The 21,265-nt window shown below is 63.5% G+C and carries 15 protein-coding genes; 9 read left to right on the forward strand and 6 right to left on the reverse strand.

The features are described 5' to 3' along the window. Window positions 1-237 precede the first annotated feature (237 nt). From EJA05_RS11575 to EJA05_RS11590, 4 genes are read left to right on the forward strand one after another with little or no spacing between them, the layout of a single operon-like run. Entirely contained in the window at window positions 238-1,026 is a 789-nt protein-coding gene (locus tag EJA05_RS11575; RefSeq protein ID WP_125463719.1) for a transporter substrate-binding domain-containing protein, read from the forward strand. A gap of 9 nt (window positions 1,027-1,035) precedes the next feature. Then, entirely contained in the window at window positions 1,036-1,701 is a 666-nt protein-coding gene (locus EJA05_RS11580; protein ID WP_125463720.1) for an amino acid ABC transporter permease, read from the forward strand. Then, complete coding sequence (locus tag EJA05_RS11585; RefSeq protein WP_190306083.1) at window positions 1,698-2,348, forward strand: amino acid ABC transporter permease; 651 nt, start codon at window positions 1,698-1,700, stop codon at window positions 2,346-2,348. Before EJA05_RS11580 ends, EJA05_RS11585 begins: the two co-directional genes overlap by 4 nt. After that, window positions 2,335-3,063 carry an amino acid ABC transporter ATP-binding protein gene (locus tag EJA05_RS11590; protein WP_125858335.1) on the forward strand — a complete coding sequence of 243 codons (729 nt, stop codon included), beginning with the start codon at window positions 2,335-2,337 and terminating at the stop codon, window positions 3,061-3,063. The genes EJA05_RS11585 and EJA05_RS11590 overlap by 14 nt, the downstream gene beginning before the upstream one ends. 461 nt (window positions 3,064-3,524) lie before the next feature. Here EJA05_RS11590 and EJA05_RS11600 read toward each other — a convergent pair whose 3' ends face one another. The 3 genes from EJA05_RS11600 to mexE are packed head-to-tail and all read right to left on the reverse strand — an operon-like array spanning window position 3,525 to window position 9,370. Further along, window positions 3,525-4,940 carry an efflux transporter outer membrane subunit gene (locus EJA05_RS11600; RefSeq protein ID WP_125463723.1) on the reverse strand — a complete coding sequence of 472 codons (1,416 nt, stop codon included), beginning with the start codon at window positions 4,938-4,940 and terminating at the stop codon, window positions 3,525-3,527. Continuing rightward, on the reverse strand, window positions 4,937-8,116 hold the full coding sequence (locus EJA05_RS11605; RefSeq protein ID WP_125463724.1) for an efflux RND transporter permease subunit: 3,180 nt from the start codon (window positions 8,114-8,116) through the stop codon (window positions 4,937-4,939). Before EJA05_RS11605 ends, EJA05_RS11600 begins: the two co-directional genes overlap by 4 nt. A 12-nt stretch (window positions 8,117-8,128) precedes the next feature. Continuing rightward, a complete protein-coding gene (mexE, locus tag EJA05_RS11610; RefSeq protein ID WP_125463725.1) occupies window positions 8,129-9,370 on the reverse strand; it encodes a multidrug efflux RND transporter periplasmic adaptor subunit MexE in 1,242 nt (413 codons plus the stop codon). A 355-nt stretch (window positions 9,371-9,725) separates the two neighbouring features. On the opposite strand from mexE, the gene EJA05_RS11615 reads away from it, so the two are divergent. From EJA05_RS11615 to arfB, 5 genes are all read left to right on the forward strand, one after another. After that, complete coding sequence (locus EJA05_RS11615) at window positions 9,726-14,408, forward strand: RHS repeat-associated core domain-containing protein (protein WP_125858336.1); 4,683 nt, start codon at window positions 9,726-9,728, stop codon at window positions 14,406-14,408. Between the two features lie 8 nt (window positions 14,409-14,416). Continuing rightward, window positions 14,417-15,022: a hypothetical protein gene (locus tag EJA05_RS11620; RefSeq protein ID WP_125858337.1), complete on the forward strand. Its 606-nt coding sequence runs from the start codon at window positions 14,417-14,419 to the stop codon at window positions 15,020-15,022. Between the two features lie 208 nt (window positions 15,023-15,230). Beyond that, a complete protein-coding gene (locus EJA05_RS11625) occupies window positions 15,231-15,542 on the forward strand; it encodes an Imm53 family immunity protein (protein ID WP_189654540.1) in 312 nt (103 codons plus the stop codon). A gap of 259 nt (window positions 15,543-15,801) precedes the next feature. Continuing rightward, window positions 15,802-16,974, forward strand: a complete 1,173-nt coding sequence (locus tag EJA05_RS11630) for an MFS transporter (protein ID WP_223811911.1) — start codon at window positions 15,802-15,804, stop codon at window positions 16,972-16,974. Window positions 16,975-17,121: 147 nt separating this feature from the next. Further along, entirely contained in the window at window positions 17,122-17,535 is a 414-nt protein-coding gene (gene arfB / locus EJA05_RS11635) for an alternative ribosome rescue aminoacyl-tRNA hydrolase ArfB (RefSeq protein ID WP_125463731.1), read from the forward strand. 70 nt (window positions 17,536-17,605) lie between these two features. Here arfB and EJA05_RS11640 read toward each other — a convergent pair whose 3' ends face one another. From EJA05_RS11640 to ppnN, 3 genes are all read right to left on the reverse strand, one after another. Continuing rightward, window positions 17,606-18,997 carry a sensor histidine kinase gene (locus EJA05_RS11640; RefSeq protein ID WP_110994606.1) on the reverse strand — a complete coding sequence of 464 codons (1,392 nt, stop codon included), beginning with the start codon at window positions 18,995-18,997 and terminating at the stop codon, window positions 17,606-17,608. Then, window positions 18,975-19,655 (reverse strand): response regulator transcription factor, encoded by a 681-nt coding sequence (locus EJA05_RS11645; RefSeq protein ID WP_110994605.1) that lies wholly within the window; start codon window positions 19,653-19,655, stop codon window positions 18,975-18,977. The genes EJA05_RS11640 and EJA05_RS11645 overlap by 23 nt, the downstream gene beginning before the upstream one ends. A gap of 133 nt (window positions 19,656-19,788) precedes the next feature. Next, on the reverse strand, window positions 19,789-21,162 hold the full coding sequence (gene ppnN / locus EJA05_RS11650; protein WP_125463733.1) for a nucleotide 5'-monophosphate nucleosidase PpnN: 1,374 nt from the start codon (window positions 21,160-21,162) through the stop codon (window positions 19,789-19,791). Window positions 21,163-21,265: the final 103 nt, after the last annotated feature.

A 21,265-nucleotide genomic window follows, 5' to 3' on the forward strand; every position in this document is an offset into this window, starting at 1 on the left:
TACGACGTTCTTCACCGTGCACGCAAGTTTGGCCCTGTGCTGGTGCAACGGCGCGGTCGCTGCCATTTAACGGGGATTTATCGGCAGGATGCCGGGCCCCAGGGTATCAACTGTTCAGACCAGTAATACCGCCAAGCACGAGGCCTGCGGGCGATTTCCCGGTGTTTTGCAGCGTCATGGCACGTCGGCTGCAAGGGTTCAGCAAACAGCTGCCCATCACCACCCGAGGTCTTGACCATGAACACTATGCGCAAATGCCTGCTGGCCACACTGCTGTGTGGCAGTGCCCTGATGCAGTCGATCGCCCACGCCGATACCCTCAGCGACATCAGCCAGCGCGGTGTGCTGAAGGTCGCCGTGCCCCAGGACTTCCCGCCGTTCGGCTCGGTCGGCCCCGACCTGAAACCGCGCGGCCTGGACATCGACACGGCGCAACTGTTGGCCGACAAGCTCGGGGTGAAGCTGGCCCTTACCCCGGTCAACAGCACCAACCGCATCCCGTTCCTGACCACCGGCAAGGTCGACCTGGTGATCTCGAGCCTGGGCAAGAACCCGGAGCGCGAGAAGGTGGTGGACTTCTCCAAACCCTACGCGCCGTTCTACCTCGGCGTGTTCGGCCCTGAAGCCAGCAGCATCGACAGCCTCGATGCGCTCAACGGCAAGACCATCAGCGTCACCCGTGGCGCCATCGAAGACATGGAGCTGAGCGCGGTGGCCCCGCAAGGCGCGACCATCAAGCGTTTCGAAGACAACAACTCGACCATCGCCGCCTACCTGTCCGGGCAGGTCGACCTGATCGCCAGCGGCAGCGTGGTGATGTCGGCCATTGCTGCGAAGAACCCGGCCAAGGTGCCGGTGCTCAAGCTCAAACTCAAGGACTCGCCGGTGTACGTGGGCATGGCCAAGGAGCAGCCGGCGCTGCGCGCCAAGGTCGATGAAATCCTGGTGCAGGCCAAGGCCGACGGCAGCCTTGGGCGCAATGCCGAGAAGTGGCTCAAGCAACCGTTGCCCGCCGATTTCGAGTGAGCTTGAACGATGGCCTATCAATTCGATTTCGCCGCCGCATTGCAGCAGGGCGACCTGCTGCTCAAGGGCGCGCTGTTCACCCTGGAACTGACCGCGATCGGCACCCTCGCAGGCGTTGCCCTGGGCATCGTCGGCGCGCTGGTGCGGGCCTGGCAGCTACGGCCGTTCAACTGGCTGTTCGGGGTGTATGTGGAGCTGATCCGCAACACGCCGTTCATCGTCCAGCTGTTCTTCATCTTCTTCGGCTTGCCGGCCCTTGGCGTGCGCATGAGCGAATGGCAAGCGGCGGTGCTGGCGATGGTGATCAACCTTGGCGCCTATTCCACCGAGATCATCCGCGCCGGCATCCAGGCCATCCCGCGCGGGCAGCTGGAAGCCGCCTCGGCGCTGGCGATGACGCGTTTCGAGACGTTCCGCCACGTGATCCTGCGGCCGGCCCTGGCCAAGGTGTGGCCGGCGCTGTCGAGCCAGATCGTCATCGTCATGCTGGGGTCGGCGGTGTGTTCGCAGATCGCCACCGAAGAGCTGTCGTTCGCCGCCAACTTCATCCAGTCGCGTAACTTCCGCGCGTTTGAAACCTACCTGTTCACCACCTTGCTGTACCTGGCCATGGCCATTGGCGTGCGGCAATTGCTGAACCTGTTTGGCCGGCGCGTGATCGTGGGGAGACGCTGATGGATTTCACCTTGTGGGATATCGTGCGCAACCTGCTCACCGGCTTGCAATGGACCTTGCTGCTGTCGCTGGTGGCGTTCGTCTGCGGCGGCGCCATGGGCTTGCTGATGCTGCTGGCGCGGATCAGCGACAACGGCTGCCTGCGGGTGTTGGCCCGTGGCTACATCGAGCTGTTCCAGGGCACGCCGCTGCTGATGCAGCTGTTCATCGTGTTCTTCGGCATCGCCCTGTTCGGCATCGACGTGTCGGCCTGGGCGGCGGCGGCGGTGGCATTGACGCTGTTCACCAGTGCGTTCCTCGCCGAAATCTGGCGCGGCTGCGTGGAGTCGATCCCGCGCGGGCAGTGGGAGGCCAGCGCCAGCCTGGCGCTTCGCCGTGGCGAGCAGTTGCGCCATGTGGTGCTGCCCCAGGCGCTGCGCCTGGCCGTGGCGCCGACCGTGGGCTTTTCGGTGCAGGTGGTCAAGGGCACGGCAGTGACCTCGATCATCGGTTTCACCGAGCTGACCAAGACCGGCGGCATGCTGGCCAACGCCACCTTCGAACCTTTCCTGATCTACGGCCTGGTGTCGCTGGGCTACTTCATCCTGTGTTTTCCACTGTCGCTGGGTGCCCGCCACCTGGAGAGGAGGCTGCATGCCGCTGGTTAGCGTTTCTGCGTTGCACAAGTACTACGGGGACAACCACGTGCTCAAGGGCGTCGACCTGAGCATCGAGGAAGGCGAAGTGGTGGCGATCATCGGCCGTAGCGGCTCGGGCAAGAGCACCTTGCTGCGTACCTTGAACGGGCTGGAGTCGATCAATGACGGTGTGATCGAAGTCGACGGCGAATACCTGGACGCGGCACGCGCCGACTTGCGCAGCTTGCGCCAGAAGGTCGGGATGATCTTTCAGCAGTTCAACTTGTTCCCGCACCTGAGCGTGGGCGAAAACGTGATGCTGGCGCCGCAGTTGGTGAAGAAGACGCCCAAGGCCGAGGCCCGGCAACTGGCGCGCAGGATGCTGGAGCGGGTAGGGCTGGAAGCCAAGTTCGATGCCTACCCCGATCAGCTGTCCGGTGGCCAGCAACAGCGCGTGGCGATTGCCCGGGCGCTGGCGATGTCGCCCAAGGTGCTGCTGTGCGACGAGATCACCTCGGCGCTCGACCCGGAGCTGGTGAGTGAAGTGCTCGGCGTGGTGAGGGGGTTGGCCAAGGAGGGCATGACGTTGGTGATGGTCACCCATGAAATGCGCTTTGCCCGGGAGGTGGGGGACAAGCTGGTGTTCATGCACCAGGGCAAGGTGCATGAGGTTGGCGACCCGAAGACCTTGTTCGATGCGCCGAAGACGGCGGAGCTGGCGAATTTTATTGGGAGTGTGGGGTAGGAGGGGCTGGCTTGGGATTGCATGTGGGCTGCCAGATGTTCGGCGATGTTTTTGCAGGGCCCTCAAGATCAAGCGCCGCCCGCGCGGCGCATCGCTGGCAAGCCAGCTCCCATATCTGTTTCGGGCCAGTCACTCCTGTGATTTCATCGCTGTCCGCCTTGTTGGTACGACGCGGTATTGTGGTGGGCACCACTGGCGCCTCGCCCGACTTGAGACATGCACCAAGGCGTGCAGCGGTACCTTCACAGGAGTAATTGGCCCGAAACAAATGTGGGAGCTGGCTTGCCAGCGATGCGCCGCGCGGGCGGCGCTCGATCTCAATGGCGCTGCAAAAACACCGCCAGGCACCTGGTGGCCCCCACCCAATCCCCACCCCATAAAAAAGCCCCGACAACCAAGGCCATCGGGGCAAACGGTTGGGGGAGGATCCAACCAAAGGAGCTTTCAATTCAACAGGTCACTCAGCGCGTACTGGCCACCACCTCCGGCTGCCAGCCACCACCCAGGGCCTTGTAGATCGCCACGATGCCGCTGTACAACTCGACCTCGCCCTGGGCCTGGGCGTCTTCGGCGCTCAGGCGTTCGCGCTCGGCATCGAGCAGCACCAGGTAATCCACCGTCCCTTCGCGGTAGCGCACCGAGGCCAGCTCGGCGGCCTTGCGGCTGGCATCGCTCTGGCGCATCAGCGCCAGCAAGCGCTGCTGGCGCTTGCCGTAGTCGCTGAAGGCGTTGGCCGACTCTTCCAGGGCCAGCAGCACCTGCTGCTCATAGTTGGCCAGTGCGCCGTCGGCATCGGCCTTGGCGCCACGCAGGCGCGCACGCACGCTGCCCAGGTCGAATGCCGCCCAAGTGATGCTCGGGCCCAGCGCCCAGGCGTTGGAGGCGGCCGAGCCGATCTGCGAGCCACGCGCGGCGGTGAAGCCGAGGAAACCGCTGAGGCTCACCCGTGGGAACAAATCGGCGGTGGCCACGCCCACATTGGCGGTGGCCGCGGCCAGCTGGCGTTCGGCGCTGCGGATGTCCGGGCGGCGGCGCAGCAGCTCGCCGGGGTCGCCCACCGGCAGGGCCTTGGCGATGGCCGGCAGGGCCTTGGGCGACAGGTCCACGGTCAGGGCGTCCGGGCGCTGGCCGAGCAGGGTGGCGATGCGGTTCTTCGCCCGCACCTGAACCGCCTGCAACTGCGGCACGGTGGCTTCGACACCGGCCAGGCGGGCGTCGGCGCGCACCACATCGAGCTCGTTGCCGACCCCGGTGTCACGCAGGGTGACGGTAATGTCGCGCGATTGTTGCTGGGTCTTGAGGTTGGCCACGGCGATCTGTTCGCGCAGCTGGGCGCCGCGCAATTGACCGTAGGCATCCACCAGTTCGGCGATCAGGCTGACCTGCAGTTGCTGCAGGTCGGCCTCGGCGGCCGCTTCCTGCGCTTCGCTGGCTTCGATCTGGCGCTGGATACGGCCGAACAGGTCGAGCTCCCAGGCCATGTCCAGGCCCAGGTCGTAACGCTCGCTGTTGACCCGGCGTTCGGTCTGGCCGGGGATCTGGCCCTTGCCCAGGTCGCTGCTGGCGCGGCTGGTGACCACCGGCAGCTGGTCGTTGGCGGCGTCGTCGCGGATCGCCCGCGCCGCTTTCAGGCGGGCGAAGGCGATGCGCAGATCGCGGTTGCCATCCAGCGAGGCTTGCACCAGCTGGTTCAGCACCGGGTCGTCGAACTGCTTCCACCAAACGCTCTCGAAGCGGCTGCGGTCGAAGGCCTTGGCTTCAAGGCCGCTGTCGAGCCTGGCCGGCTCCGTGGCCGGGGCCTTGTAGTCCGGGCCCACGGCGCAGGCCGCCAGGGCCAGCGCCAGCAGGCTCGGGGTCAGGGGTTTGAGCAGGTTCATGCATGGTTCTCCAGCGGCAGTGCGCGCTCGGCCTTGCGGGCCTGGCGACGCTCGACGAAGCGGCGGATCAGGAAGAAGAACACCGGGGTCAGGAACAGGCCGAACACGGTCACCCCGATCATCCCCGAGAACACCGCCACACCCATGGCGTGACGCATTTCCGAGCCGGCACCGGAGCTGAACACCAGCGGCACCACACCCATGATGAAGGCGATCGAGGTCATCAGGATCGGCCGCAGGCGCAGGCGGCAGGCTTCCAGCACCGCAGCCAGCGGGTCGAGGCCCTTGGCCTGTTCATCCTTGGCGAACTCGACGATCAGGATCGCGTTCTTGCACGCCAGGCCCACCAGTACGATCAAACCGATCTGGGTGAAGATGTTGTTGTCGCCACCCGAGACGATCACGCCGGTGATGGCCGACAGCAGGGTCATCGGCACGATCAGGATCACCGCCAGCGGCAGGCTCCAGCTTTCGTACTGGGCAGCCAGCACCAGGAACGCCAGCAGCACGCACAGCGGGAACACGAACAGCGCGGTGTTGCCCGAGAGGATCTGCTGGTAGGTCAGGTCGGTCCACTCGAAGGTCATGCCGTTGGGCAGCTCTTCTTTAAGCAGCTTCTCGATCGCCGCCTCGGCCTGGCCGGAGCTGTAGCCAGGGGCCGCGGCGCCGTTGATCTCGGCGGTGATGAAGCCGTTGTAGTGCATGACGCGGTCAGGCCCCGAGGTATCGCTGACCTTGAGGAAGGTCGCCAGCGGGATCATCTCGCCCTGGTTGTTGCGCACCTTCAACTGGCCGATCTGCTCGGCGTCGAGGCGGAACTGCTGTTCGGCCTGGACGTTGACCTGGTAGGTGCGGCCAAAGCGGTTGAAGTCGTTGGTGTACAGCGAACCCAGGTAGACCTGCAGGGTGTCGAAGATGTCGGTGATCGCCACGCCGTGGGTCTTGGCCTTTTCCCGGTCGATGGCGGCATCGACCTGGGGCACGTTGACCTGGTAGCTGGTGAACAGGCCCGCCAGCTCCGGCACGTTGTGGCTCTTGGCGATGATGTTCTGGGTCTCTTTGTACAGCGCTTCGTAGCCCAGGTTGCCACGGTCCTCGATCTGCAGGCGGAAGCCGCCGATGGTGCCAAGGCCTTGTACCGGCGGTGGCGGGAAGATCGCGATGTAGGCGTCCTGGATATCGGCGAACTGGGCGTTCAAGGCTGCCGCGATGGCCGCCGCCGACTGGCTCGGGTCCTTGCGCTCGTCAAACGGCTTGAGCGGGGTGAACACGATGCCGCTGTTGGGGCTGTTGGTGAAACCGTTGATCGACAGGCCCGGGAAGGCCACCGAATCAGCAACGCCCGGTTGCTTGAGGGCGATCTCGCTCATGCGCTTGATCACCGCCTCGGTGCGGTCGAGGCTGGCGGCGTCAGGCAACTGGGCGAAGGCCACCAGGTACTGCTTGTCCTGGGCCGGGACGAAGCCGGTCGGAGTGGTCGAGAAGCCCAGGTAGGTCAGGCCCATGAGGCCGGCGTAGACGAACAGGGCGATGCCGCTGGAGCGGATGACCCGGCGCACGCCACCGACGTAGCCATGGCTGGCGCGGTCGAAGAAGCGGTTGAACGGGGCGAACAGCCAGCTGCCCAGTAGTTTTTCCAGGAACCGCGAGAAACGGTCCTTGGGTGCGTGGTGGTCCTTGAGCAGCACGGCGGCCAGGGCCGGCGACAGGGTCAGCGAGTTGAACGCCGAGATCACGGTGGAGATGGCGATGGTCAGGGCGAACTGCTTGTAGAACTGCCCGGTAAGGCCAGAGATGAAGGCCGCCGGCACGAACACGGCGCACAGCACCAGCGCCGTGGCGATGATCGGCCCGGTCACTTCGCTCATGGCCTTTTGCGTGGCCTCCAGCGGTTTCAGGCCCAGCCCGATGTTGCGTTCGACGTTCTCCACCACCACGATGGCGTCGTCCACCACGATACCGATGGCCAGCACCAGGCCGAACAGCGACAGGGCGTTGAGCGAGAAGCCGAACAGGTGCATCACCGCGAAGGTACCGATCAGCGACACCGGCACGGCCAGCAACGGGATGATCGAGGCACGCCAGGTCTGCAGGAACAGGATGACGACCAGTACCACCAGGATCAGCGCTTCGAACAAGGTGTGGACCACGGCCTCGATGGAGCCACGGACGAACACGGTCGGGTCATAGACGATGCTGTAGTCCATGCCCTCGGGGAAGTCCTTCTTCAGCTCGGCCATCTTCGCCCGCACTTCGTCGGAGATCTCGATGGCGTTGGAGCCTGGGCGCTGGAAGATCGGGATGGCCACCGCCGGCTGGTTGTTCAGCAGCGAGCGCAAGGCGTACTGGCTGGAGCCGAGCTCGACCCGGGCGATGTCCTTCAGGCGAGTGATTTCGCCATCGGCGCCGGCTCGGATGATGATGTTCTCGAACTCTTCCTCGTTGACCAGGCGGCCCTGGGTGTTGATCGACAGCTGGAAGCTGGTGGAGCCGGGGGCGGGCGGGGCGCCCAGCTGGCCGGCGGCGACCTGGCGGTTCTGTTCGCGGATCGCGGCCACCACATCGCTGGCGGTCAGGTTGCGCGAAGCGGTCTTGTTCGGGTCGAGCCATACCCGCAGCGAGTAGTCGCCCATGCCGAACAGTTGCACGTCGCCCACGCCACCCAGGCGAGCGAGCTCGTCCTTGATGTTGAGGATGGCGTAGTTGGACAGGTAGAGCATGTCGTAGCGGTTATCCGGCGAGGTCAGGTGCACGACCATGGTCAGGTCGGGCGAGGCCTTGTCGACGGTGATACCGATACGCGTCACTTCTTCCGGCAGCTTGGGCTGGGTACGGGTCACCCGGTTCTGCACCTGTACCTGGGCGTTGTCCAGGTCGGTGCCCAGGGCGAAGGTGATGGTCAGGGTGAGCTTGCCGTCGGCGGTGGACTGCGAGGACATGTACAGCATGTTCTCGACACCGGTGATGGCCTGCTCCAGCGGCGCGGCGACGGTTTCGCCGATGACCTTGGGGTTGGCGCCAGGGAAGTTGGCGCGCACCACCACGGTGGGCGGCACCACTTCGGGGTATTCGCTGATCGGCAGCTGGAACAGCGAGATCGAGCCCGCGATCAGCAGCACCAGCGACAGCACCGCGGCGAAGATCGGCCGGGTAATGAAGAATTTCGAGAAGTTCATCGGTGTTGTCCCTTAACCGCGTGGCGCTTGGGCGCTGGCGACTTTGACGTTGGCACCCGCTACCTTTGGCGCCGGGTTGCTGGCTTCGAGGGCCTGGCGCTGCTGGGCGAGGGCGGCGAGGGTCTGTTCGCTGGCCATCTGGGTTTCCTCAGGGGTGACAGGCGAGCCTGGGCGCACGCGCTGCAGGCCCTTGACCACGATGCGGTCGTCCTTGCCCAGGCCGCTGCGCACGATGCGCAGGCCTTCGAGCTTCGGTCCCAGTTCCACGGCGCGGTAGGCGGCCTTGTTGTCCTTGTCCATGACCAGCACGAACTTCTTGCCAAGGTCGGTGCCGACCGCTTCGTCGTTGATCAGCACGGCGTCGTACTGGGCGCTGCCGACCAGCTTCAGGCGTGCGTACAGGCCGGGGGTGAACTGGCCGTCGCGGTTGTCGAACACGGCGCGGCCACGGATGGTGCCGGTGCGCGGGTTGACCTGGTTGTCGACGAAGTTCATCTGGCCCAGGTGCGGGTTGCCGGTTTCGTTGGTCAGGCCCAGGTACACCGGGGTGCTCTGGCCGCGCTGGCCGTCGCGCGCCAGCTGGGTGTACTTGAGGTACACGCGCTCGTCGGCGTCGAAGTAGGCGTACACCTTGTCGGTGGAGACCACGCTGGTCAGCGGCGTGACGTCGGCGCTGACGATGTTGCCGGCGGTGAACTGGGCGCGGCTGACGCGGCCGCTGATCGGCGCGGTGACCCGGGTGAAGCTCAGGTTCAGGCGGGCCAGGTCCAGTTGTGCCTGGATGGCATCGACCCCGGCACGGGCTTCGGCGGCGGCGCTGCTGCGCGACTCGGCAAGCTCGGCGGAGATCGCGTTACTGTCGCGCAAGCGCTCGCCACGGCGGGCCTCGTTGGCGCTGCGGATAGCGGTGGCCTTGGCCTGCTGCACTTGGGCTTCGAGGCGGCGTACTTCAGCCTGGAACGGGCGTGGGTCGATCTGGAACAGCAGGTCGCCTTTTTTCACCTGGGCGCCTTCGGTGAAGGCCACCAGGTCGATCTGGCCCGAGACCCGTGGGCGCACCTCGACGGTTTCCGGCGCTTCCAGGCGGCCGGTGAACTCGTCCCATTCGTTGATCGGCTGCTCGATCACCTTGGCGACGCTGACCTTGGGTGCGGCGGGAGCCTGCATGGCGTCTGGTGCGCGGCCACAGGCGCTGAGCACCACCACTGCCAGGGCAGCGAGGGGGAAGCGCAAGGGTTTGAGTGAGTGATCCATGGAGAACTCCGCCAATGTATTAGTAGTGGGCGGAGTGTGAGTGTGTTGCGCGCAACGCACGAATCGAACGCAGCGAAGGTTATTATCACGGGCAATGATATGAGCGATGGCGTTATCGATGATGACGCATGGTCAGGAGCTTAGAGCCCTCGACTCAGGTCATGCCGAAGTGCCGGATAACCGATGGTTCTTGCGGTGATGAACGTCTTGTTTGAGCAACTGGTCATTTCGCAAGATTTAACGTACCGCTAGCTCATCCCTTTCCCGTCGATGCCGCGACGCGTTCCGACATACAGAGCGGTATCTGCTCACCATCATTTCGCCTTCCCAAGCCATGGCCAGGAAGGCTAGCCCCATGACCACCCTCACCGAGCACGACGTCGAGCTCGCCATTGCCCCCCTCGAAACCCTGCTCAGCGAGGACCTGGGCCTCGCCGCTGCGGCTGTCAACGACTGGCTGCACGGCATCAGCAGCGGTTTGCTCGACTTGCAGACCCTGCGCAACCTCGGTGAAAACACCCCTGTTGTTGCCAACGCCCTGGCCGCCGTGGATGTGCTGGCTGACCTCATCGAGTTGGTCGAACACCCTGGCAGCGACCCGCTGCTGTGGGCCAGCCTGGGTATCAATCTGATCGGCGTGGTGCCTTTCCCGCCGGGCATGGCCATCCCGCGCCGGGTGTTGCGCCCGGTGCTGCAACTGACCCGCCAGACCCTGCGCCGCCGCCCTGGCGCGCGCCTCGACGCGGTGCTGCTGGAAATCCTCGAAGGCCACCTGCACGCCAGCATCCGCGGCGAGCTGGATAACTTCATCAGCGGGGCGCTGCAGCACTTGTCAGAAATGCTCGCCCACGCCAGTGAGCTCGCCCAGGCGCTGCTTCGCCAGTTGGCACGCGCCCTCGACGACCTCGCCAAGGGCCGGCTGGACGCCCAGGCCAGTCGGCGCATGGCGCGCCAGCAACTGGCCGAGGTAGCCCTGTACGACTCGGCGCTGGAAGCGGATGCCTGGTTGCTGGCCCTGGCGGCGTTGGGCAACGCCGCCGAAGGCACCTTCAAACAGGCCTACAACAGCGTCGCCGGGCATTTCAGCGGCGAGCTCGAGGCCTTGTTCAAGCCACTGATCGCCACCCTTGAGAGCTTGGCCGAAGCGGTGCCCAAGCAGCTTGCTGCCCTCGGCCAGGCCGAACGGCCGCACAGCATCGCCTGGCTGTTGACCCAGCTGCTGCAGACTGTGCAGGCCCATCCGCCGAGCCGGCGAGTGGCGGTCAACCTCAAACCCAATGCCACTGCGCAAGCCAGGCTGATCCGCAGCGAAGGGCCGACCGAAGTTGCCCGCCGCCAGGGTCGCGCCAACAAGCAGCCCAAGCCTGAGAAGAACGGCCCCTGCGCCTGCACCGGGTTCAGCATCGGCCACGTGCTTGGCGACGAGACGCTGGCCCACCAGGATTTCAGTCTGCCTGGGCCGTTCCCGGTCAATTGGAGGCGGGTGTACAACTCGCGGCTGGCCAAGCTGGACGACGGCAGCCTCGGCGCCCGCTGGATCACCGAGTTCACCACCTGCATCGATGTCGTGGGAAAGGGCGTGGTCTTCCACGACAGCGACGGCCGCAGCCACGACTACCCGCTGCCCAAGGTCGGCAAGCCGCACTATGACCCGATCGAGTACTTCAGCCTGGTGCGCACCGCCGAGCAGCAACTGGTGTTGCTGCGTGGCCTGGACCGCCGCGAAACCTATGCCCGCCAGGGTGACCGCTTCTACCTGACGCATATCCAGCTGCGCAGCGGCGCCGGGGCAATGCTGCACTACGAGCACCAGTTCAACGGCCGGCCGGTGCTGTCGGATATCAACACCTACTCCGACAACGACCCCGAAAAACTCCATCTGCAATTGGGCACTCTGCTCGACGACCATGGGCATATCCAGGGCCTGTGGCAGGTGGTCGACGGCGCGCCGCTGCGCCAGTTGTGCAGCTATCACTACGACACCCACGGCGACCTGGTCGCCGCCCAGGACGAGCACGGCGCTGCTTGGCGCTACCAGTACCAGCATCATTTGCTGACCCGCTACACCGACCGCACCGGGCGCGGCATCAACCTCGAATGGGACGGCAGTGGCCCGCACGCCAAGGCCATCCATGAATGGGCCGACGACGGCAGCTTCGAGACCCGCCTGGCCTGGGACCCGAACATCCGCCTGACCTATGTCACCGATGCCCACGGCCAGCAGACCTGGCACTACTACGACGCCCTGGGCTACACCTACCGCCTGATCCACCCGGACGGCTGGGAGGAGTGGCTGTTCCGCGACCCGCGCAAGAACGTCATCCGCCACGTGCACCCCGACGGCAGCCAGGACCGCTACGCCTACGATGAACGCAGCAATCTGCTGCAGCACATCCGCGCCGACCACAGCACGGTGCACTACGGCTACGACGATTACGACCAGCCGATCAAACTGCGCGATGCCGAGGGTGGCTTGTGGCTACGCGACTATGACGAGCGCGGCAACCTGGTCGAAAGCGTCGATCCGCTGGGTAACAAGACCGAGTTCGCCTACACCCCGGCCGGGCTGGTCAAGGCGATCAAGGATGCGCTGGGCAACGAAAAGACACTCGCCTACAACGATGCTGGGCAGTTGCTTGAGTACACCGACTGCTCGGGCAAGCACAGCCAGTGGACCTACAACGCCTTCGGCCAGCTGACCGACTTCACCGACGCGGCGGGCCACACGACCGCTTACGAATACCAAGCCGGGCAACTGGCCAAGGTCACCCATCCCGACAACACCGAAGAGCGCTTCCATTACGATGCCGAAGGCCGCCTGTTGGCGCATGTCGATGCCCTCGACCGCTGCACCACCTGGGCCTACAGCGCCGCAGGCCTGCTGAGCGAACGCGTCGACGCCAACGAACACACCCTGCGTTATCGCTGGGACAAGCTTGGCCGCTTGATCGGCCTGGAAAACGAGAACGCGAGCAAGGCCACCTTCCTCTACGACCCGGTGGGCCGGCTGCTGCAGGAGACCGGCTTCGATGGCCTGGTCACCCGTTACCAGTACGACCCGCACAGCGGTCGCCTCGCCTCGACCCAGGTTGGCCAGCGCCGTATCGACTTGACCTTCGACCCCATGGGCCGATTGAGTGAGCGTACGGCCCGCCTGGGCAACCAGAGCCAGTGCGAAACCTTCGCCTACGACGGTAACGGCCAGCTGATCCAGGCAGTGAACGCCGCCAGCAAGCTGCAATGGTTCTTTGATGACGCCGGCAACCTGAGCCGCGAGCATCAGTATTACCTGGCCACCGGCACGCCGATGGTTGCGGTGTGGCAGCACCAATACGATGCCCTCAACCAACGCACCGCCACCAGCCGTCCGGACGGCCACAAGGTCAGCTGGCTGACCTACGGCAGCGGCCACCTGCTCGGTATGACCCTCGACCAGCATGAGATGCTGGCCTACGAGCGCGATGATCTGCACCGCGAAATCGTGCGGCATCAGGGCAATAAGTTGATGCAGACCCAGGCCTGGGACCCGGCTGGGAGTTTGCAGGAGCAGCTGCTAGGCAGCCATGACGGCCAGTCCACGTTGCTCAAGCGTAAGTACCGCTATGACGTTGCCGGCCAGCTGACCAACATCCACGACAGCCGTCGCGGTCCGTTGGAGTACCAGTACGACCCGGTAGGCCGCCTGCTCAAGGCCACCAGCCGCTTGGGCGTGGAAACCTTCGCCTTCGACCCGGCCGGTAACCTGCTGGACCAGAAGGCTCATGAACTGAATCGCCCGCTGGAAGCCGATCCACGCCGCAACAAGCTGATGGACAACCTGCTGCGCGAGTACGCCGGTACCCACTACAAATACGACGAACGCGGCAACCTGATCCACCGGTTGCACAACGGGTCCCATGCCCACTTCACCTGGGACCTGTTCGACCGGCTGGCCAGTTACAACGACGACAAGCTCAAGGTCGATTACAGCTACGACGCCCTGGGCCGGCGCCTGCACAAGCATTCGGTGGCGCATTTCTGGGATCGCCCCGAGGCGGGCACCGGCTGGAACCAGCTGCAACGGGCAAAGCGCCAACGCGAGTTGGGCTGCGGCTTTACCTTGTTCGGCTGGGACGGCGACACCCTGGCCTGGGAGAGCTCGCCGCCTCTCGATGAAGGCGACACCGGGCGCACGGTGCATTACCTGCACGAGCCGGGCAGCTTCGTGCCGGTTGCCCAGGCGCTACGCAAGAGCCCGATCCGTCTGCACAAGCAACCGGACTGGAGTCAGCGCGAGTACGACTTCGAGCAGGATCCGTTGTGGCATACCGAGGTGAAACCACAGGCGTTTGAGGCGATCGCCTGGTACCACTGCGACCACCTCGGCACGCCTATGGAGCTCACCGACGAGCAGGGCAATGTCGCTTGGACGGGACAGTACAAGGCCTGGGGCGAAGTGCGCGAAGAGCGCTCGGCGTGGGCCAAGCAGCACGGCCTGGGCAACTCGCTGCGTTTCCAGGGGCAGTACCACGACCATGAGACGGGGCTGCACTACAACCGGTATCGATACTATGACCCCTACCTGGGCCGTTTCATAAATCAAGACATTGTTCAATATTCAGGGGGTATTAACCTTTATGCTTACTCGCCTAACCCGATAGGATGGTGCGACCCGCTAGGCTTAGCCAAACGTAACGAGCACAAAGTTTCGGGCAACACAGCTGGAGGGGATGTGATGAACCGAGGCGTCCATGTAAACATCCAAGGCCCCGGCCTCCCCAAAAAAGGACATATCGGGTTGACTCCCGATGCGTCCGGTGAACGAATTGAATTTGTACCGGTTGACCCAGCTACTCGCAACATGAAATCTGGCGAATGGAAAAAAGCATGTGAGTGCATTGTTGAGTATCTCGAAGAGCCCAGCAACGTCAAGAAAATGGCCTCTGCTGCCCAAGCTGGAATTGATGCCAACCCGAAATCCAACAGAGTGGAAGAGCTTGCTAAGACCAGGGATATCTTGAATAAGCATCATGCTTCGAAAACGAATCCTGCACGATGAGGCGAATCATGGAACTGTTTGATCTTATCGATATTTTTCTGCGCGATGGCAGCGTAGAAAAATCTGAATTACTTGGTGTTTCCGACTTCTACCCGGAAGCGCTGAAAAATGCCGGATATTACTTGGTTGGCGAAGTCAATGATTTCCACTCGTATGAAAACTACATAGATATATTTCATAAGAAAAGATCACTCTGGATGCTCCACAAACAATACTTCAATAAGAAGCTCCCCATTGGCAATGCATTCGAAATAGGGCCTCGCGTCAGGATGGCAACGCTAATAAAACACTTGCCAGCATCAAGGGGATTAAGATTTTTTTTTGATGAGGCTCGAAAGGAAGGAGCAATGACGATAGACGACTATTATGTGGTTAGATTTAATGAGAGTTGCTCGCGAGGTGCTTATTTTATTGAGGCGCTAGAAAGCTCTCTTGATAAATCTGGGGAATATGAATACTTGGCAATCCGAATGGTGGTCAGTACGCTAACCGAAAGTGATCTGAACTCGCCCCTAAGCAGAAAAGATCTACCCAAATGCTACAAAAAACTAAAAATGGCAGTTCGCAAGCGATCCCGCACCACACAAAAAATGGAACATCAAAAAAGTAGATGACAAAAGGAAATATCAGATGCAAGCCATGCGTTCTGAGGTTGCCTTGCGAGAAGTTCGGAGCTAAATCGTCGGAAGTTTTTCACCAAGTTCTCATTCGTAGGACGACTTTGTGAATATGTCATCGCATCCGAGGTGTGGTTTAAAGACTGATGCCGCCGGCAAGTTTCGGCTGCTGCAGAGAACTCTCATGGCGGCAAGGATTTTGCGGTTGGAAAACCTGATCGAAAAACTACAAAGCTGGTACAGCAGTCAATGCAATGATGTTTGGGAACATTCATTCGGCATTGAGATCTCCAACATTGACAACCCAGGCTGGAAAATCAAAATCACTGGCGCAAATAGCAAAAGCAACCTAAATATCAATATTGAAAGAAGCGACACTGACTGGATAGTAATCAACGCAGACGACACAGCATTTCAAGCATATGGCGGCTCACTAAATCTACAAGAGCTTCTGGAAACGGCTGCTAAATGGCTTGAGTGGCCCTGCTTATCAGGTCGCGCGACCCTAGCCACTTAGCTTCATCCCGGTCGCCCTGACATTGTGCAAGAGCCCGATCCGGCTGCACAAGGTGCCGGACTGGAGCCAGCGCAAGTACGACTTCGAGCAGTATCCTTTGTGGCTACCGAGGTGAAGCCAAGGCCGTTCGAAGCGATTGCCCGGCGGTGGGGCAAATACATTTAGAATGCGTTGCCAGCGCCGGCCCCACCGCGGTGCAATGCCACTCCCATAGCCCGCGATGGGCGCCAAACACCACTGTTTCAACACAGGCAATACCGTGAATTCCACCGTCAAATCCCCGTCCAACCTCGCCATCGTGTGGCTCGGTGTCCTGCAAATCTTGGTCTGGGGCGGCTCGTTCTTCCTGATGGCGGTGATGGCCGCGCCGATCAGCCGCGATACCGGCTGGCCCAGCCAATGGGTGTACGGCGCGCTGTCGCTGAGCCTGCTGGTCTCGGCACTGTTGGCGCCGCTGTCCAGCCGGCTGATCGCCCGCTACGGCGGGCGCCCACAGTTGGCTGCCAGCGGTGCGGTGGTGGCGCTTGGGCTGCTGCTGATGGCCGTCAGCCCCAACCTGGGGGTGTTTTTGCTGGCCTGGGCAGTGATCGGCGTGGGTATGGCCATGGGTTTGTACGAGGCGCTGTTCGCCACCCTTGGGGCGCTGTATGCCGAAGGCGCGGGCCGTGCGATCACCGGGGTGACGCTGATCGCAGGCTTTGCCTCGACGCTGTCCTGGCCCACCGTGGCGCTGATGATCGAACAGCTGGGTTGGCGCCAGGCATGTGTGCTGTATGCTGTGGTGCTGTTGCTGGTGGTGGCGCCGCTGTACTGGAAGGTGCTGCCCCCCGGCGGCCAGTTGGTTGAGCGCAAAGCTCAGGCCGGCGAGGCGGGCGAGGGCATCGACCGGCGCTTGTACCTGCTACTGACGACGATCTTCGCCATCGGCGCAATCATCATGACCGCGATTGCCGTGCAGTTGGTTTCGGTGCTCCAGGGCATGGGGCATTCGCTGGCGGCAGCCATCGGCTTGGCGGCGATGCTCGGGCCGAGCCAGGTGGCGTCACGGCTGCTGCAGATCCTGGTGGGCCGGCGGCATCCGGTATGGACCGCGCTGGCGTGGACCGGCCTGGTACTGGTGGGGTTGCTGCTGGTGGCGCTGGCCCCGGCGGCGACGGCGATCGGCCTGTTGATCTTTGGCTGTGGCAATGGCCTGCGCGCCATCGTGCGCGGGCTGTTGCCGTTGGTCATGCTGCCGCCGACGCAATACGTGTTGCTGATGGGGCGCATGTCGCGGCCGGCGCTGATTGGCCAGGCGTTGACGCCGTTGGTGGGTGGGTACCTGTTCGAGCACCTGGGGGCGTATGGGGTGCTGTACAGTCTGATCGCCCTGGCGCTGGTGAACCTGTTGCTGGTAGGGCAGGTGTTTCGGTGGGTGCGGAGGGCTGCTTGATGGGCGAAGTGCCAGACGAGCCTATGGATTACGCTCCAGGTCCAGAATTGGCAATGGCGGAGCAGGGCGTTCGAGGTCAAACGTGTTTTATCCTGTGGGCGAGCGGCAAAGGCTGTGATAATGGGGTGCAATCACAAGGGCCATGCCATGCTGACCATCTCCAATAACGTGCATTTGCCAGATGCCGAGATCGAACTGACATACATCCGCGCGCAAGGCGCAGGTGGGCAGAATGTCAACAAGGTGTCCAGTGCCGTGCACCTGCGCTTCGATATTCCCGCCTCGTCGCTGCCCGAGTTTTACAAGGAGCGGCTGCTGGCGCTGCGTGACAGCCGCATCACCGGCGACGGCGTGTTGATCATCAAGGCCCAACAGTACCGCACCCAGGAGCAGAACCGCGCTGACGCACTGACGCGCCTTGCCGAGTTGATCATCGCTGCCGGCAAGACCGAGAAGAAGCGCCGCCCCACCAAGCCGACCCTCGGCTCGAAGACCCGCCGCCTCGAAGGAAAGGCCAGGCGCAGTACTGTCAAGGCGGGTCGGGGCAAGGTGGAGTTCTAGGCTCTCCAGGAAATCCCGAGAGCCTGAACCCGATCTGAAGTCAAACCTCAGGTCACGCTGAGCAGCGGCGCTATTTTGCAGGCCCCGCCAATGGGCAATGCAGCACCAACCTGGCACCGCCCAAGGGGCTGGCATCCACCTGCAACCCAAACCCATGCAGATCGACGATCGCCGCGACAATCGACAGCCCCAGGCCAAAGCCTGCGTGGCGGTGGCCTTCCTCGCTGCGGTAGAAACGTTTGAGCACAGCCTCGCGTTCATCCGCAGGGATGCCGGGGCCACTGTCCTCGACGGCGATATGCACACCCTGTTCATCCTGGCTCGCAGCAATGCGCACCGCGCCGCCTTCAGGGGTGAACTTGATGGCGTTGCCCACCAGGTTGGCCAGGGCCTCGAACAGCAATTCGCGGTCGCCGTGCAGCGCGGCCAGTTGCGCGGGTTGCTCAAGGCTCAGGCGAATGCCGCCGTCTTCGGCCAGCGGTAGATAGAAATCGTGCAGTTCCACCAGCAGCGCGTGCGGGTCGAGTTGGACGAAGCCGGCGCGGCGCTGGCGGTCTTCCAGTTCGCTGATGCGCAGCAAGCCGCGAAAGCGCGCCATCAGGGTGTCGGTCTCACCGATCGCCTGGTCCAGCGCTTCCCCCTCGGGCGAACCGGCGCCGCTCTGCTGGCGGATGCGATAGAGCTGGGCGCGCAGGCGCGTCAGCGGGGTGCGCAGGTCGTGGGCGATGTTGTCGCACACGCCTTTCACTTCATGCATCAAGCGCTCGATGCGGTCGAGCATGGCGTTGACGATGGCAGCCAGCATGTCCAGTTCGTCGCGGCGGGCTGACAGGGGCAGGCGGTGGGTCAGGTCGCCGGCCACGATCAGGTCGGCCTGGGCCTGGATCGCGCGGATACGCTTGAGCGGGCGGCGGCGCAGCAGGTACCAGCCGGCAAAGCCTGGGATCAGGGTCAGCGAGATGCCCCACAGCAGCGCATGCAGGATGATCCGGGTGACCACGAACAGCGAGCCGTTGTCGCGCACCAGCACCAGCCAGCGGCCGTCCTGTACCCGGATCGCCACGGCGTCGCAGCTGTCGCGCGGCAGGTGCGGGTCGTCGGCGTCGAGGCAGCGCTTGAGCTCATGGATCTTGCCGTCCAGGCCCAGCTCCGGCGGGATGCTGCGGATGCGCCCGCCAATCGGGTTGAGTTGCGGGTCGAACAGGCCGTAGGCGTCGAAGCTGCGTTCCTCGAAGGCCTGGCTTGCGATCAGCGCGTCGTCCAGCTGCTTGCCGCTCATGTGGGCGAACAAGTGCTGGCGCTGCATCATCGAGTGGCGGGTGAGTTTGTTCAGGTAGCTGGAGACCTCGAAGTACAGCACCCCCATGAGGATGCTGCTCCAGGCCACGAAGAGGAAGCTGTACAGCGCCAGCAGGCGGCTGGTCGACGAGCTCCAGCCCTTAGACGGGTTCGGCAATGGCATAGCCGGAACCCCGCACGGTACGGATCAGCGGGGTCTGGCCGGGGGAGTCGATCTTCTTGCGCAGGCGGCCGATGTGCACGTCGATCAGGTTGGTCCCCGGGTCGAAGTGGTAACCCCAGACTTCCTCGAAGATCATCATCCGGGTGATCACCTGGCCGGCGTGGCGCATCAGGTATTCCAGCAGCTTGTATTCGGTGGGCAGCAGGTTCAGTGCCTGCTCGCCGCGGCGGGCTTCGTGGCTGATCAGGTCCAGCTCCAGGTCGGCCACCGTCAGGCGGGTCTGGGTCATGGGCGTGCTGTTGCGGCGCAGCAGCACCTCGACCCGGGCGGCCATCTCGTCGGAGGCGAAGGGTTTGGTCAGGTAATCGTCGCCGCCGGCACGCAGGCCGCGCACCCGTTCGTCGACATCGGACAGGGCACTGATCATCAGGATCGGGGTGGCGATCTTCAGGTTGCGCAGGGTGGTGACGATGGTCAGGCCGTCCACCTCCGGCAGCATGCGGTCCAGGGTGATCAGGTCGTAGCCGCCGGCAATGGCTTTGGCCAGGCCCTCGCGGCCATTGTCGGCCCAGTCCACGTCAAGGCCGTGGCTGGAGAGTTCGGCGACGATTTCCTGGCCGGTGACGGCGTCGTCTTCAATGGTCAGTACGCGTGGCATGCGGGTTCCTGGGCGCAAAGGGGATGACTGATTGTGCCAAAGAATAGACAAACGGCGATTTAAGAAAAATTCATCTGCGCCAGGGAACCTGGCCTGAATGCAGTCGGGGCCGCTTGCGCGGCCCCGGGGTTGTTCAGCTCACCACCTGGTAGCACGGCACATAGGCCGCGCCGCCCGGCAGTTTCATCCGGTGCTGGTCGACGAACGCCTGCAGCAGGCGGCCCAGCGGGTCGAGGATCGCCGCGTCGCCGCGGATCTGGTACGGCCCGTGTTCTTCGATCAGGCGGATGCCTTTGTCCTTGACGTTGCCGGCGACGATGCCGGAGAAGGCCCGGCGCAGGTTGGCGGCCAGTTCATGGGGCGGCAGGTCGCGGCGCAGGGCCAGGTTGGCCATGTTTTCATGGGTGGGGTCGAACGGGTGCTGGAAGCCTTCGGCGATCTTCAGCAGCCAGTTGAAGTGGAATGCATCGTTGCGCTCGCGGCGGAACTGCTTGACCGCCTTGAGCCCTTCGACCATCTGCCGGGCCACCTCGGCCGGGTCGTCGATGATGATCTGGTAGTGGCGTTGCGCGGCTTCGCCAAGGGTGGCGCCGACGAAGGCGTGCAGTTGCAACAGGAACGCCTCGGCGCTGCGCGGCCCGGTGAGAATGACCGGGAAGGGCAGTTCGTGGTTGTCCGGGTGCATGAGGATGCCGAGCAGGTAGAGGAACTCCTCGGCGGTGCCGGCGCCGCCGGGGAAGATGATGATGCCGTGGCCGACGCGGACGAAGGCTTCGAGACGCTTCTCGATGTCCGGCAGGATCACCAGCTCGTTGACGATCGGGTTGGGCGCCTCGGCGGCGATGATGCCCGGTTCGGTCAGGCCCAGGTAACGGCTGCCGTGCATGCGCTGCTTGGCGTGGGCGATGGTGGCGCCCTTCATCGGGCCTTTCATCACGCCCGGGCCGCAGCCGGTGCAGACGTCCAGCTTGCGCAGGCCCAACTCGTGGCCGACTTTCTTGGTGTACTGGTATTCCTCGCTGCTGATCGAGTGGCCGCCCCAGCACACGACCATTTTCGGCTCGACGCCCGGGCGCAGGGTGCGCGCGTTGCGCAGCAGGTGGAAGACGTAGTCGGTGAGGCCTTGCGAGCTCTCCAGGTCGATGCGCTGGCTGGCCAGCTCGCTTTCGGTGTAGACGATGTCGCGCAGGGCGCTGAACAGCATTTCGCGGGTGCTGGCGATCATCTCGCCATCGACGAAGGCATCGGCCGGGGCGTTGAGCAGCTCGAGGCGCACGCCGCGGTCCTGTTGATGAATGCGCACCTCGAAGTCCTTGTAGGCTTCGAGAATGGTCTTGGCATTGTCGACATGGGCGCCGGTATTGAGGATTGCCAGGGCGCACTGGCGGAACAAGGTGTAGAGACTGCCGGTACCGACTTCGCTCAGTTGCTGGACTTCACGTTGCGACAGGGTCTCCAGGCTGCCTTTGGGGCTGACGGAGGCGTTGATGACATTGCGTTGGGGCATCTAAGTCGTTCCTGTGCGGGTAAAACATCCTTCTTGGACAACACCATACAAGCAAATGTGCAGGGTAACGAGGGGGCCTTTGAAAAAGCTGGCCTGGTGAATG

It is taken from the genome of Pseudomonas oryziphila (genome assembly GCF_003940825.1).
Lineage (GTDB): Bacteria > Pseudomonadota > Gammaproteobacteria > Pseudomonadales > Pseudomonadaceae > Aquipseudomonas > Aquipseudomonas sichuanensis.